Source organism: Rhizobium sp. BT04 (assembly GCF_030053135.1).
GTDB classification, from domain to species: domain Bacteria; phylum Pseudomonadota; class Alphaproteobacteria; order Rhizobiales; family Rhizobiaceae; genus Rhizobium; species Rhizobium binxianense.
Window position 1 is genome coordinate 2,674,308 of the sequence record NZ_CP125652.1, and the last position, 13,320, is coordinate 2,687,627.

A 13,320-nucleotide genomic window follows, 5' to 3' on the forward strand; every position below is an offset into this window, starting at 1 on the left:
CGCTCCTTAGAGGTCGAGAACCAGACGTTCCGGATCTTCGAGGCTTTCCTTGACACGCACGAGGAAGGTGACCGCTTCCTTGCCGTCGACGATGCGGTGATCGTAGGAAAGCGCCAGATACATCATCGGACGGATGACCACCTGGCCGCCGATCGCCACCGGCCGCTCCTGGATCTTGTGCATGCCGAGAATGCCGGACTGCGGTGCGTTCAGGATCGGCGAAGACATCAGCGAACCGTAGACGCCGCCATTGGTGATGGTGAAGGTGCCGCCCTGCATATCGGCCATGGAGAGCGAGCCATCACGGGCTGCCTTGGCAAGACGGCCGAGCTCCTTCTCGATTTCGGCGATCGACATCTGGTCGGCGTCGCGGATGACAGGAACGACGAGGCCCTTGTCGGTGCCGACGGCCATGCCGACATGGCAGTAATTCTTGTAGATGACGTCGGTGCCGTCGATTTCGGCGTTGACGGCCGGCAATTCCTTCAGCGCATGCGTCACCGCCTTGGTGAAGAAGCCCATGAAGCCGAGCTTGACGCCGTGCTTCTTCTCGAAAATGTCCTTGTACTTGTTGCGCAGATCCATGACCGCCTTCATGTCCACCTCATTGTAGGTGGTCAGCATGGCGGCGGTGTTCTGCGCGTCCTTGAGGCGCTTGGCGATCGTCTGACGCAGACGCGTCATCTTCACGCGCTCTTCGCGCGAGGCATCCTCGACCGTCGACGGGCCACGCGCAGCGGCAGGAGCGGCGGGTGCGGCCGCCGGAGCGGAAATGCCCTTGGCGACGGCGGCGATGACATCACCCTTCAGCACCTGGCCGCGCTTGCCGCTACCGTCGACCTGGTCGGCGGAGAGGTTGTTTTCGGCCAGCATCTTCGAAGCCGCCGGGGCCGGCGGCATGGTGGAGACGGAAGCGCTCGCCGACGATGCCGCCGCAGCGGCAACCGGTGCCGGCTGGGCGGGAGCAGCCGGGGCTGGCCGGGCAGGCGCGGCGGCCGGTGCAGCAGCAGCCGGCGCGGCGGCAGCGGCAGCACCTTCGGCGATCTGGCCGAGCAGTGCGCCGAGCCCGACGGTTTCGCCGGCGGCAGCGACGATTTCCGAAAGCGTGCCGGAGGCCGGTGCCGGAACTTCGATGGTCACCTTGTCGGTTTCAAGCTCGAGAATCGGCTCATCGGCCTTGATGGCGTCGCCGACCTTCTTGAACCAGGTGCCGACGGTTGCCTCGCTGACGGATTCACCGAGAGTTGGAACGCGGATTTCTGTGGCCATTGTTCAGATCCTGATTTCGTGTGTTTTCGTTTATGCGTTTCAGACGGCGGGCGGCCGCAAAATGATCGAGGGCATCGGCAGAATTTCGAAACGGAAACCGAAACCGGAAGCGATGATCGGATCGCCGTCGGCAATAAGCTGTGCCGCCGGCTGATCCTCGACTTCGACGATCGCCATGCCCCAGGCGCCTTCACCCTCGAAGACGGGACCGACTATAACAGCCGATCCCGCAAGGGCGTGCCGATGCCAGTATTCGACATGGCGTTTCATCGCCGCCATTTCCTCCCCGGTCCCGTCATGCGGGAAAGTGGGGCGCGGCGGCAGCAGTCTCAGAAAGAAATAAGCCATTGCGCCCCCCTTGTTTTAGCCGCCCAATGCATCCTCGAGGAATGCGGCGAGCTGCGACAGATGCTTGGACATCAGGCCCGTTGCCGGCGAGGCGGCGGCCGGACGGCCGGTGTAGCGGACGCGCTGGTACTTCGCGTCGATATGGGCGAGCACCCATTCGAGGAAGGGGTCGATGAACGACCACGCGCCCATGTTCTTCGGCTCTTCCTGGCACCAGACCATCTCGGCATTGCGGAAGCGCGACAGCTCGTTGATCAGCGCCTTTGCCGGGAACGGATAGAGCTGTTCGACACGCAGGAGATAGATGTCGTCGATGCCGCGCTTTTCACGCTCTTCGAGAAGATCGTAATAGACCTTGCCGGAGCACATGACGACACGGCGGATCTTGTTGTCCTTCTGCAGCTTGATCGGGCCGTCCTTGATCACCTCGGCATCGTCCCAGAGCAGGCGATGGAAGGCGGATTCGCCGGCCATTTCGGCAAGCGTCGAGACCGCCCGCTTGTGGCGCAGCAGCGACTTCGGCGTCATCAGGATCAGCGGCTTGCGGAAGTCGCGCTTCAGCTGCCGGCGCAGGATGTGGAAGTAGTTCGCCGGCGTCGTGACGTTGGCGACCTGCATGTTGTCTTCGGCGCAAAGCTGCAGGAAACGCTCGAGGCGGGCCGAGGAATGTTCCGGACCCTGACCTTCATAGCCATGCGGCAGCAGGCAGACGAGGCCCGACATGCGCAGCCACTTGCGTTCGCCCGACGAGATGAACTGGTCGAAGACCACCTGCGCGCCGTTGGCGAAATCGCCGAACTGCGCTTCCCAGAGCGTCAGCGCATTCGGGCGGGCGAGCGAATAGCCGTATTCGAAACCGAGCACGGCCTCTTCCGAAAGCATCGAATTGATGACTTCGTAGCGTCCCTGCGTCGGCGAGAGATTGGCAAGCGGGATGTAGCGTTCTTCGGTTTCCTGATCGTAGAGCACGGAATGGCGCTGCGAAAAGGTGCCGCGTTCGCAATCCTGGCCGGACAGACGGATCTTACTGCCTTCGACGCAGAGCGCGCCGAAGGAGAGCGCTTCGGCCATCGCCCAGTCGATACCCTCGCCGGTGGCGATCATATTGGCGCGGTTTTCCATGAAGCGCTGGATCGTGCGATGCGCGTTGAAGCCCGCCGGGATCTCCGACAGCTTGCGACCGATCTCCTTCAGCGTCTTCATCGGCACAGCGGTCTTGCCGCGGCGCTGCTCATCGGCATTGTCGGCCGTACGCAGGCCCGACCACTCACCGTCCAGCCAGTCGGCCTTATTCGGCTTGTACTGCTGGCCGGCTTCGAACTCCTGCTCGAGGTGGAGGCGCCAATCGGCCTTCATCTTCTCGACCTCACCTTCGGTGAGCAGGCCCTCGGCGACGAGACGGGCCGCGTAGAGCTGCAGCACGGTCTTGTGGGCGCGGATCACCTTGTACATCTTCGGCTGCGTGAAGGACGGCTCATCGCCTTCATTGTGGCCGTAGCGGCGATAGCAGAACAGGTCGAGCACCACAGGCTTGTGGAACTTCATGCGGAATTCGGTGGCGATCTTGGCCCCGTAGACGACCGCTTCCGGATCGTCGCCGTTGACGTGCAGGATCGGCGCCTCGATCATCTTGGCGACGTCGGACGGATAGGGCGACGAGCGCGAGAAGGCCGGGTTCGTGGTGAAGCCGATCTGGTTGTTGATGATCACATGCATGGTGCCGGCGACGCGGTGGCCGCGCAGACCGGAAAGGCCGAGGATTTCGGCAATGACACCCTGGCCGGCAAAAGCCGCGTCGCCATGGATCAGCAGCGGCAGAACCTTGGCGCGTTCGGAAAGCGGGATGATGTCACCGTCCCAGACCGCGGCATTCATGTCCTGCTTGGCGCGGGCCTTGCCCATGACGACAGGATCGACGATTTCGAGATGCGACGGGTTCGCCGTCAGCGAAACGTGGATCTTGTTGCCGTCGAATTCGCGGTCGGAGGAGGCGCCGAGATGGTACTTGACGTCACCAGAGCCCTCGACCTCGTCGGGAGCGGCCGAGCCGCCCTTGAACTCGTGAAAGATCGCCCGGTGCGGCTTGCCCATGACCTGGGAGAGCACGTTCAGGCGGCCGCGATGGGCCATGCCGAATACGGCTTCCTTGAGGCCGAGATGGCCGCCGCGCTTGAGGATCTGCTCCAGCGCCGGGATCAGCGATTCGCCACCGTCAAGACCGAAACGCTTCGTGCCCTTGAACTTGACGTCGAGGAACTGTTCGTAGCCTTCGGCTTCGACGAGCTTGGCAAGGATCGCCTTCTTGCCTTCCGGCGTGAAGGCCACACCCTTGTCCGGTCCTTCGATGCGCTCCTGGATCCACGCCTTCTCTTCCGGATTGGAGATATGCATGAATTCGACGCCGAGCGTCGAGCAATAGGTGCGCTCGAGAATATCGATCATCTCGCGGATGGTGGCATATTCCAAGCCGAGCACGTTGTCGATGAAGATCCTGCGGTCGTAATCAGCGGCCGTGAAGCCGTAATTCTCCGGCGACAGTTCGCGATAATCGTCGACCGAAGCGGCGATGCCGAGCGGGTCGAGCTTGGCATGCAGGTGGCCGCGCATGCGATAGGCGCGGATCATCATGATGGCGCGCACGGAATCGCGCGTTGCCTGCAGCACGTCGCCAGCACTCGCCGGCTGGCCGGCAGCTTCGGCCTTCGCCTTGATCTTGGTCTCGATGACCTTCTCGACGATGCCCCAGTCGCCATCCAGCGCCGAGACGAGATCGCCGCTTGCCTGCAGCGGCCAATTCTTCCTGCGCCAGGAAGCGCCCTTGGCTGCCTTCTTCACGTCGTTCGGATCGTCTTCCAGTGCCTTGAAGAAGGACCGCCACTGATCGTCGACCGAGTTGGGATCGTCTTCATAACGGGCGTAGAGCTGCTCGATATAGGCAGCATTGGCGCCATCCAGAAACGAGGTGATCTGAAATTGCTCGTTGGCTTCTTGCCGTGCCATGGTTTTACGCGGACGCTTCCGCCCGCCTCCTGACTTTGATGAATTTGCCGGCTCGATCGCCGGCTGCCGCATTCGATTGCCGCCTGTCCGCGGCGCATCTGCATGTCTCTTACCGTCAAGGCCGGGCGGAAAGGCGCAGATGCCGTTCCTCCGCCCGGGGTCTTTAAGTGGTTTTAGCCCTTGAGGACTTCCACCAGCGTCTTGCCGAGGCGGGCCGGAGACGGCGACACCTTGATGCCTGCCGATTCCATCGCCGCGATCTTCGATTCCGCATCGCCCTTGCCGCCGGATACCACAGCACCGGCATGGCCCATGGTGCGGCCCTTCGGCGCCGTACGACCGGCAATGAAGCCGGCCATCGGCTTCTTGCGACCCTTCTTGGCCTCGTCCTTGAGGAACTGGGCTGCGTCTTCTTCAGCCGCACCACCGATTTCGCCGATCATGATGATCGAGGTCGTGGCTTCGTCGGCCAGGAACAATTCCAGGACGTCGATGAACTCGGTGCCCTTGACCGGGTCGCCGCCGATGCCGACGGCCGTCGTCTGGCCGAGACCTTCGTTCGATGTCTGGAAGACGGCCTCATAGGTCAGCGTGCCCGAGCGGGACACGATGCCGACCGAACCCTTGCGGAAGATCGAGCCCGGCATGATGCCGATCTTGCACTCTTCCGGCGTCAGGATGCCCGGGCAATTGGGCCCAAGCAGTCGCGACTTGGAGCGGTCGAGGCGGGCCTTGACGCGCACCATGTCCATGACCGGGATGCCTTCGGTAATGCAGGTGATGAACGGGATCTCGGCGTCGATCGCCTCGATGATCGCATCGGCTGCACCGGCCGGCGGAACATAGATGACGGATGCATTGGCGCCGGTCTTTTCCCTGCCCTCGGCAACGGTTGCGAAGATCGGCAGGCTTTCGCCCTTCGAGCCGGCCCAGGTTTCGCCGCCCTTCTTCGGGTGGATACCGCCGACCATCTGCGTGCCGTAGTAGGCGAGCGCCTGTTCGGTGTGGAACGTGCCGGTCTTGCCGGTCAGACCCTGAACAAGGATCTTGGTGTCTTTGTTGACGAGAATGGACATGCGAGGCCTTTGTTTAGGAGAGGTTGGAAGACGTGGGGGACGTGCGACGATAGATGCCGCTGACGACCTCCTGCCAAGTATCGCTGCCTGCAGGCGAAAAGCGGACGCCCATCCGGTAGCAGTCTTCATTTTCAAAAGTGAATGCGGTGCGCTGTCTGCCGCGCGGCGAAGTCTTCATCAGCACGAGTTCATTGCCGTTCCACGCGCCGGAAGCCGGCATGGGCGGCGCAAAACCTGCGGTATCGAACTGGTAGAGTTTGTAGCTCTGGTCCGATGCATCGAAGCCGAAAACATTTCGGGCCTCGAACGAAACTGCACCATCGCGCGTCTGGCGATAGCGCTGTTCGAGGAAAAACCCGCCGAACAGCGTCTCGCCGGAAAGCTCCGCACTGGCCTTGCCTTCACTCGTCCACGCCGACCCCGCGATGCACTCCTCCCCTTCCCATGCGCCGGCGAAGGCGTTGAGACGGAAATGAGCAGCGGAGGGCGTGGACTGGAAGGCCATGATCGTTCTCAGCCGTTGATCGCCGCGACGATCTTCTTGGCCGCATCGTCCAGGTCGTCAGCCGCCGTGATCGCCAGACCCGACTCGTTCAGGATCTTCTTGCCGAGCTCGACATTGGTGCCTTCAAGGCGCACGACGAGCGGAACCTTGAGGCCGACTTCCTTGACCGCGGCAATCACGCCCTCGGCAATGACATCGCACTTCATGATGCCGCCGAAGATGTTGACGAGAATGCCTTCGACCTTGGGGTCTGCGGTGATGATCTTGAAAGCCGCAGCAACCTTCTCCTTGCCGGCGCCGCCGCCGACGTCGCAGAAGTTAGCCGGCTCCTTACCGTAGAGCTTGATGATATCCATGGTCGCCATGGCAAGACCGGCACCGTTGACCATGCAGCCGATATTGCCGTCGAGCGCGACGTAGGCGAGGTCCCACTTCGAGGCCTCGATTTCCTTGGCGTCTTCTTCGGTCTCGTCGCGCAGAAGCTTGACGTCGTCGTGGCGGAAGAGCGCATTGCCGTCGAAGGACATCTTCGCGTCGAGAACGCGCAGATGTCCATCCTTCATGACGATCAGCGGATTGACCTCGAGCAGCGCCATGTCCTTCTCGTTGAAGGCCTTGTACAATGCCGGGAAGAGCGACTTGGCGTCTTCGGCGGCAGCACCCTCGAGCTGCAGAGCCTTGGAGATCGTGGCAATGTCGGCAGCCGTCACGCCGGCTTCCGGATCGATGGCGATCGTCTGGATCTTCTCGGGCGTGTCGTGGGCGACAGCTTCGATGTCCATGCCGCCTTCGGTGGACACCACGAAAGCCACACGACCGACCGAGCGGTCGACCAGCAGCGAGCAATAGAGTTCGCGGGCAATGTCGGCACCGTCCTCGATGTAAAGGCGGTTGACCTGCTTGCCGGCTTCGCCGGTCTGCGCCGTCACCAGCGTATGACCCAGCATTTCCTTGGCATGGGAAACGACTTCGTCGATCGACTTGGCGAGCCGTACACCGCCCTTGGCCTCCGGCGACAGTTCCTTGAACTTGCCCTTGCCGCGGCCGCCGGCATGGATCTGGCTCTTGACCACGTAAAGTGGGCCGGGAAGCGACTTGGCGGCAGCCTCGGCCTCTTCGACCTTGAGAATAGCCACACCCTCGGCAACCGGCGCGCCATAGCCCTTCAGCAGAGCCTTGGCTTGATATTCATGAATGTTCATGGGTCTATCCCTATTTCGATTAGTTCAGCCCATCGACTACTTGAGGGCAGGCGCGATGTTGATGCAGGCTTCGCAGAGACCGGCGACGGCGCCGACGGACTTGTCGAAGGCTTCCTTCTCGGTCTTGTTGAGGTCGATTTCGATGATGCGCTCAACGCCGCCGGCACCGATGACGGTGGGAACGCCGACATACATGTCCTTGACGCCGTACTGGCCGGAAAGATGAGCAGCGCAGGGCAGAACGCGCTTCTTGTCCTTGAGGTAGGATTCGGCCATTTCGATCGCCGAGGCGGCCGGAGCGTAATAGGCGGAGCCGGTCTTCAGAAGGCCGACGATTTCGGCGCCGCCGTCACGGGTGCGCTGGATGATTTCTTCGAGGCGTTCCTTGGTGACCCAGCCCATGGTGACGAGGTCGGTCAGCGGGATGCCGCCGACGGTGGAGTAACGGGCAAGCGGCACCATCGTGTCGCCGTGGCCGCCGAGCACGAAGGCCGTGACGTCCTGGACGGAGACGTTGAATTCCTTGGCGAGGAAAAGACGGAAGCGCGAGGAGTCGAGAACGCCGGCCATGCCGACGACCTTATTGGCCGGGAGGCCGGAGAACTTCTGCAGCGCCCAGACCATGGCGTCGAGCGGATTGGTGATGCAGATCACGAAGGCGTTCGGCGCATATTTCTTGATGCCGGCGCCGACCTGCTCCATGACCTTGAGGTTGATGCCGAGAAGATCGTCGCGGCTCATGCCCGGCTTGCGGGCGACGCCGGCGGTGACGATGCAGACGTCGGCGCCTTCGATCGCGGAATAGTCGCTCGCACCGGTCAGATTGACGTCGAAGCCTTCGACCGGCGACGACTGGGAAATGTCGAGACCCTTGCCCTGAGGAATGCCGTCCGCAATATCGAAAAGGACGATGTCGCCCAGTTCCTTCAGGCCGGCGAGGTGCGCCAGCGTGCCACCAATCATGCCAGAACCAATGAGTGCGATCTTGTTACGCGCCATTTCGCTGTTTCCTTTGCGATCAAATTCGTCGAGCAGCGCGCAGCAAGGCACCGCCCAATGACGCAATCGCATAGACCCAAAGCCAAAAAATGGCAAACCATTAATTTTGATGCAGCGTTTTCAATCGTTTAGATACAAAAATTCTTACGTAAACGTAAGATATTCTGTCACCGAGTTGTTACTCTGCGGCGCGTTTTTCATGGTGCAGCGCAAGATATTCGGCACTGCGCATCTCGAACAGGCGCGATGCCGTGCGGTCGAATTCGAAGCCCTCGGTGCCCCGGCGCTGCACCAGCAGTTCCTCCGGCATGGCGGCTGCGGAAATGTAGAGCCGCACGGCATGATCGTAGAACGTATCGACCAGAATGATGAGCCGTTTGATCTGGTTCCGCTTTTCCGGCCCGAGCAAGGGAATGTGATCGACGAAGACAATATCGAAACGCCGGGCGATGGCCAGGAAGTCGGCCGCCCCGAGCGGCTTGTCGCAAAGATCGGCGAAAGAGAACCGCGCCATGCGGTCGACGGCGAGCGGCACATGGATGTGGCGGCCCTTCATCGGAATATCCAGCGGCTGCGCCTTGCGCCCATGCAGCGCCTGCGTCCACGACGCATCCATCGCCATGTCGTTGTGCTCGCTGATCGGCACCAGATAGACCGGCTGGCTGTTCAGCTTCTCCATCCGGTAATCGGTCGGCGAATCCAGGGTGACGACATCGACATGCTGCTTGAGCAGGGCAACGAAGGGCAGGAAGAGGCCGCGATTGAGACCATCCGTGTAGAGATTGTCGGGTTCGACGTTCGAAGTCGCGACCAGCACGCACCCGCGCGCGAAAAGCTCGGAGAACAGCCGCGACAGGATCATCGCATCGGCGATGTCGGTGACGGTGAATTCGTCGAAGCAAAGCAGTTCCGCTTCCTCGTAAAGCGCTGCGGCGACCGGCGGCATCGGATCGGCCTGCTTGGTTTCGCCGTTCTTGAGCTTCAGCCGGTGGGCGGCGATGCGGTTGTGCACATCCGCCATGAATTCGTGGAAATGCGCCCGGCGTTTCTTCCGGCACGGCGCCATCGAGAAGAACATGTCCATCAGCATGGTCTTGCCGCGGCCGACGCTACCATGGATGTAAAGCCCCTTGGTGCCGTCGGCGGATTTTTTCTTGGCGGCGAACAGCCAGCCCAGCGCACTCGATTTTGCCGCCGGCCGCCGCTGCTTCAGTCCGGCAAGCACCCGGTCGAGGCTCTTTGCCACGTCCATCTGGGCGGAATCGACCTGAAGCGCACCCGATGCGGTCAGCGCTTTAAGCTGTTCGCAGACGCTGAGCGCATAATCCGGCATTGGTTGCATGAGGGCATGTCCGCCTGTCAGTCAGCGGCGGAGACCCGCCGGATCGTTTACCGCGCCGGTTTCTTTACCGGCTGAGGCTGATCTGCTGGCCTGTGCTCGTCTGTCCGTCGAAGCGGTTGTCGGCCGTCTTGTAGACACTGCCGAGCTGGTTGCCCGAGCGATCCTTGAGCAGCACCTGCTTGCCGGAGACCTCCCAGGAACCCATCGCCGTCAGCTCGCCGACGCAGCCGCGGGTACCGCCGCGTGAACCGCTGCCGAGATTGGTCAGCGTCAGGAACATGTCGCAGCTGCCGTTGACACGCCAGCTTCCGACCATCGATTCCTTGGTGACGTCAAGCGCATTCGCCGCCATTGCGCCGGTCTGAGCACCCGGCAGCGATGCCGGCGTCGCCGTCGGTGCCGCCGGAAACTGCGAATTGTTGACCGGCGGCAGCTGCCCGCCCTGCACCGAGGGCACCGGCTGCGCCGTCAACGGCGCCGGCCCGGCATTCGGGCTGGAGCTGTAATCATATGCCGTACGCTGACAACCGGCTAGCGCGAGAGCCACCACCAGACCTGTCATCGCATATCGCAACTGCATCATCATACTCCTGAATTCGGCTAGCGCCGCAGAGAAACGGGCGTGAGACAAGTCCGATTATCGTAATTCGCTTTGGTTAATCAAGTCGGGCTGCATAAATTGCCCGTGACAACAACTAACCGAAAAACGATACAGTTCAACTGTCCCGCTGCAAAACTTCCTGCACATAGAATTTGTCAGCAAGGTGTTGCGCGCGTTGATCTCTCTGCGGATCACTGCCGAAATCCCGCAATGTCTCGGAATAATCATCGAACGAGCTCTCCAGAAAGGATTGCGCCCGCGCTAAAGCCAGCCGCGGTCGGACTTAAAGACGGCTTCGGGATCGAAGCCGTCTATTCCGCCGTCGGCATGCATGCTGATCAAACGCGGCGCTCGACCATCATCTTCTTGATTTCGGCGATCGCTTTGGCCGGATTGAGGCCCTTCGGGCAGGTCTGCGCGCAGTTCATGATCGTGTGGCAGCGATAGAGGCGGAACGGGTCCTCGAGATTGTCGAGACGCTCGCCGGTCGCCTCGTCTCTGGAATCGATCAGCCAGCGATAGGCCTGCAGCAGAACGGCCGGACCGAGATAGCGGTCGCCGTTCCACCAGTAGCTCGGACAGGAGGTCGAGCAGCAGGCGCAGAGGATACATTCATAGAGACCGTCGAGCTTCTGACGGTCCTCGTGGCTCTGCTTCCATTCCTTGGCCGGCGCCGGCGACACCGTCTTCAGCCACGGCTCGATCGAACGGTGCTGGGCATAGAAGTTGGTGAGGTCGGGCACCAGATCCTTGACGACGGGCAGGTGCGGCAGCGGATAGATCTTCACCGCACCCTTGATATCATCGAGGCCCTTGGTGCAGGCAAGCGTGTTGGTGCCGTCGATGTTCATCGCGCAGGAGCCGCAGATGCCCTCGCGACAGGAGCGCCGCAGCGTCAGCGTCGGGTCGATCTTGTTCTTGATGTAGAGCAGGCCGTCGAGCACCATCGGCCCGCAATCGTCGACATCGATGTAGAAGGTGTCGATCGACGGGTTCTGCCCGTCATCCGGGCTCCAGCGGTAGACGCGGAACTCGCGGGTGTTCGTCGCACCCGCCGGCTTCGGCCAGACCTTGCCTTCGCGCATCTGAGAATTCTTGGGGAGAGCGAGTTCAACCATACCAGGTTCCTCTTGAGATCAGTACACGCGAGCCTTCGGCTCGATCTTATGCGGATCGATGCCTTCGGCGATGAGCTCGGTGTGAACCGGCCGGTAGTCGAGTTTCACGTCGCCCGCCTCGTTCACCCAGGCAAGCGTGTGCTTGCGCCAGTTGACGTCGTCGCGGCCGGCAAATGCACCCTCGTTATAATCCTCGCGCGCATGCGAACCGCGGCTCTCCTTGCGGGCCTCGGCGCCGTAGATCGTCGTGATGGCGTTGGCCATCAGGTTCTGCAATTCGAGCGTTTCCACGAGGTCGGAATTCCAGACCATCGAACGGTCGGTGACCTTGATGTCCTGCATCTCGCCCCAGATCGCCGAAATGCGCCGGCAGCCGGATTCCAGCGATTCCTGCGTGCGGAAGACGGCGGCGTCTTCCTGCATGGCCCGCTGCATCTTTTCGCGCAGATCAGCCGTCGGCGTGCCGCCGCTGGCGTGACGCAGACCGTCGAAGCGGTCCATGATCCTGTCGCAGGCTGCGACGTTAAGATGCGGGATCGGCGCTGCGCGGTCGATCACCTCGCCGGCGCGGATCGCCGCGGCGCGGCCGAAGACCACGAGGTCGATCAGCGAGTTGGAACCGAGGCGGTTGGCGCCGTGCACCGAGGCGCAGCCGGCTTCACCCACGGCCATCAGGCCGGGGATGATCCGTTCCGGATTGGCGCTGTCGGCGTTCAGCACTTCGCCCCAATAATTCGTGGGAATGCCGCCCATATTGTAGTGAACGGTCGGCAGAACCGGGATCGGCTCGCGCGTGACGTCGACGCCCGCGAAAATCTTGGCGCTCTCGGAAATGCCCGGCAGCCGCTCATGCAGAACCGCTGGATCGAGATGATCGAGATGCAGGAAGATGTGGTCCTTGTTCTTGCCGACGCCGCGGCCCTCGCGGATCTCCAGCGTCATGCAGCGCGAAACGACGTCGCGCGAGGCCAGGTCCTTGGCCGAAGGTGCGTAGCGCTCCATGAAGCGTTCGCCCTCGGAGTTGACGAGGTAACCGCCTTCGCCGCGCGCGCCTTCGGTGATCAGACAGCCCGAACCGTAGATGCCGGTCGGGTGGAACTGGACGAATTCCATGTCCTGCAGCGGCAGGCCGGCACGCGCCACCATGCCGCCGCCGTCGCCGGTGCAGGTATGGGCAGAGGTTGCCGAGAAATAGGCGCGGCCGTAGCCGCCGGTCGCCAGCACCACCATCTTGGCGGCGAAGCGATGGATCGTGCCGTCATCCAGACACCAGGCGACGACGCCGGTGCAGCGGCTGCCGTCTTCCGACATGATCAGGTCGAGCGCGAAATACTCGATGAAGAATTCGGCATTGTTGCGCAGCGACTGGCCGTAGAGCGTATGCAAAATGGCGTGGCCGGTACGGTCAGCGACGGCGCAGGTGCGCTGTACCGGCGGGCCTTCGCCGTAATTCTGCATGTGGCCGCCGAACGGGCGCTGATAGATCTTGCCTTCCTCGTTGCGCGAGAACGGCACGCCGTAGTGTTCCAGCTCATAGACCGCCTTCGGCGCTTCCATGGTGAGATACTGCATGGCGTCGACGTCGCCGAGCCAGTCGGAACCCTTGACGGTGTCGTAAAGGTGCCACTGCCAGCTGTCCGGCGTCATGTTGCGCAGCGAGGCGGCGATGCCGCCCTGGGCCGCGACCGTGTGCGAGCGGGTCGGGAACACCTTGGTGATGCAGGCGGTGCGGAAACCCTGCTCGGCCATCCCGAGCGTGGCGCGCAGGCCGGCGCCGCCGGCGCCGACGACGATCACGTCGTAGGAGTGATCGATATACTTGTAGGCCTTGCCGTTCTGGGCGGGTGAAGTCGGTGCCAT

General features: G+C 62.2%; 11 protein-coding genes. All 11 read right to left on the minus strand.

Annotation, left to right across the window (positions count from 1 at the left end):
* Nucleotides 1-6: 6 nt before the first annotated feature.
* The 11 genes from odhB to sdhA all read right to left on the minus strand — a co-directional run bounded on the left by odhB (nucleotide 7) and on the right by sdhA (nucleotide 13,320).
* Nucleotides 7-1,269 carry a 2-oxoglutarate dehydrogenase complex dihydrolipoyllysine-residue succinyltransferase gene (gene odhB / locus QMO82_RS21495; protein WP_183608638.1) on the minus strand — a complete coding sequence of 421 codons (1,263 nt, stop codon included), beginning with the start codon at nucleotides 1,267-1,269 and terminating at the stop codon, nucleotides 7-9.
* A gap of 39 nt (nucleotides 1,270-1,308) precedes the next feature.
* The gene (locus QMO82_RS21500; protein ID WP_183608637.1) at nucleotides 1,309-1,617 is read right to left on the minus strand and encodes a YciI family protein; all 309 of its coding nucleotides are present in this window, start codon (nucleotides 1,615-1,617) and stop codon (nucleotides 1,309-1,311) included.
* Between the two features lie 15 nt (nucleotides 1,618-1,632).
* Entirely contained in the window at nucleotides 1,633-4,617 is a 2,985-nt protein-coding gene (locus QMO82_RS21505) for a 2-oxoglutarate dehydrogenase E1 component (RefSeq protein ID WP_183608636.1), read from the minus strand.
* Between the two features lie 173 nt (nucleotides 4,618-4,790).
* Nucleotides 4,791-5,693 carry a succinate--CoA ligase subunit alpha gene (gene sucD, locus QMO82_RS21510; protein WP_183608635.1) on the minus strand — a complete coding sequence of 301 codons (903 nt, stop codon included), beginning with the start codon at nucleotides 5,691-5,693 and terminating at the stop codon, nucleotides 4,791-4,793.
* Between the two features lie 13 nt (nucleotides 5,694-5,706).
* Nucleotides 5,707-6,198, minus strand: a complete 492-nt coding sequence (locus tag QMO82_RS21515) for a DUF1579 family protein (RefSeq protein ID WP_183608634.1) — start codon at nucleotides 6,196-6,198, stop codon at nucleotides 5,707-5,709.
* An 8-nt stretch (nucleotides 6,199-6,206) separates the two neighbouring features.
* Complete coding sequence (gene sucC, locus QMO82_RS21520) at nucleotides 6,207-7,400, minus strand: ADP-forming succinate--CoA ligase subunit beta (protein WP_183608633.1); 1,194 nt, start codon at nucleotides 7,398-7,400, stop codon at nucleotides 6,207-6,209.
* Nucleotides 7,401-7,436: 36 nt separating this feature from the next.
* On the minus strand, nucleotides 7,437-8,399 hold the full coding sequence (gene mdh, locus QMO82_RS21525; protein WP_003543522.1) for a malate dehydrogenase: 963 nt from the start codon (nucleotides 8,397-8,399) through the stop codon (nucleotides 7,437-7,439).
* 178 nt (nucleotides 8,400-8,577) lie between these two features.
* Nucleotides 8,578-9,741 (minus strand): cell division protein ZapE, encoded by a 1,164-nt coding sequence (gene zapE / locus QMO82_RS21530; RefSeq protein WP_183608632.1) that lies wholly within the window; start codon nucleotides 9,739-9,741, stop codon nucleotides 8,578-8,580.
* A 64-nt stretch (nucleotides 9,742-9,805) separates the two neighbouring features.
* On the minus strand, nucleotides 9,806-10,321 hold the full coding sequence (locus QMO82_RS21535; protein ID WP_183608631.1) for a protease inhibitor Inh/omp19 family protein: 516 nt from the start codon (nucleotides 10,319-10,321) through the stop codon (nucleotides 9,806-9,808).
* A gap of 359 nt (nucleotides 10,322-10,680) precedes the next feature.
* Nucleotides 10,681-11,460: a succinate dehydrogenase iron-sulfur subunit gene (locus QMO82_RS21540; RefSeq protein ID WP_088677571.1), complete on the minus strand. Its 780-nt coding sequence runs from the start codon at nucleotides 11,458-11,460 to the stop codon at nucleotides 10,681-10,683.
* 18 nt (nucleotides 11,461-11,478) lie between these two features.
* Nucleotides 11,479-13,320: a succinate dehydrogenase flavoprotein subunit gene (gene sdhA / locus QMO82_RS21545; protein ID WP_183608630.1), complete on the minus strand. Its 1,842-nt coding sequence runs from the start codon at nucleotides 13,318-13,320 to the stop codon at nucleotides 11,479-11,481.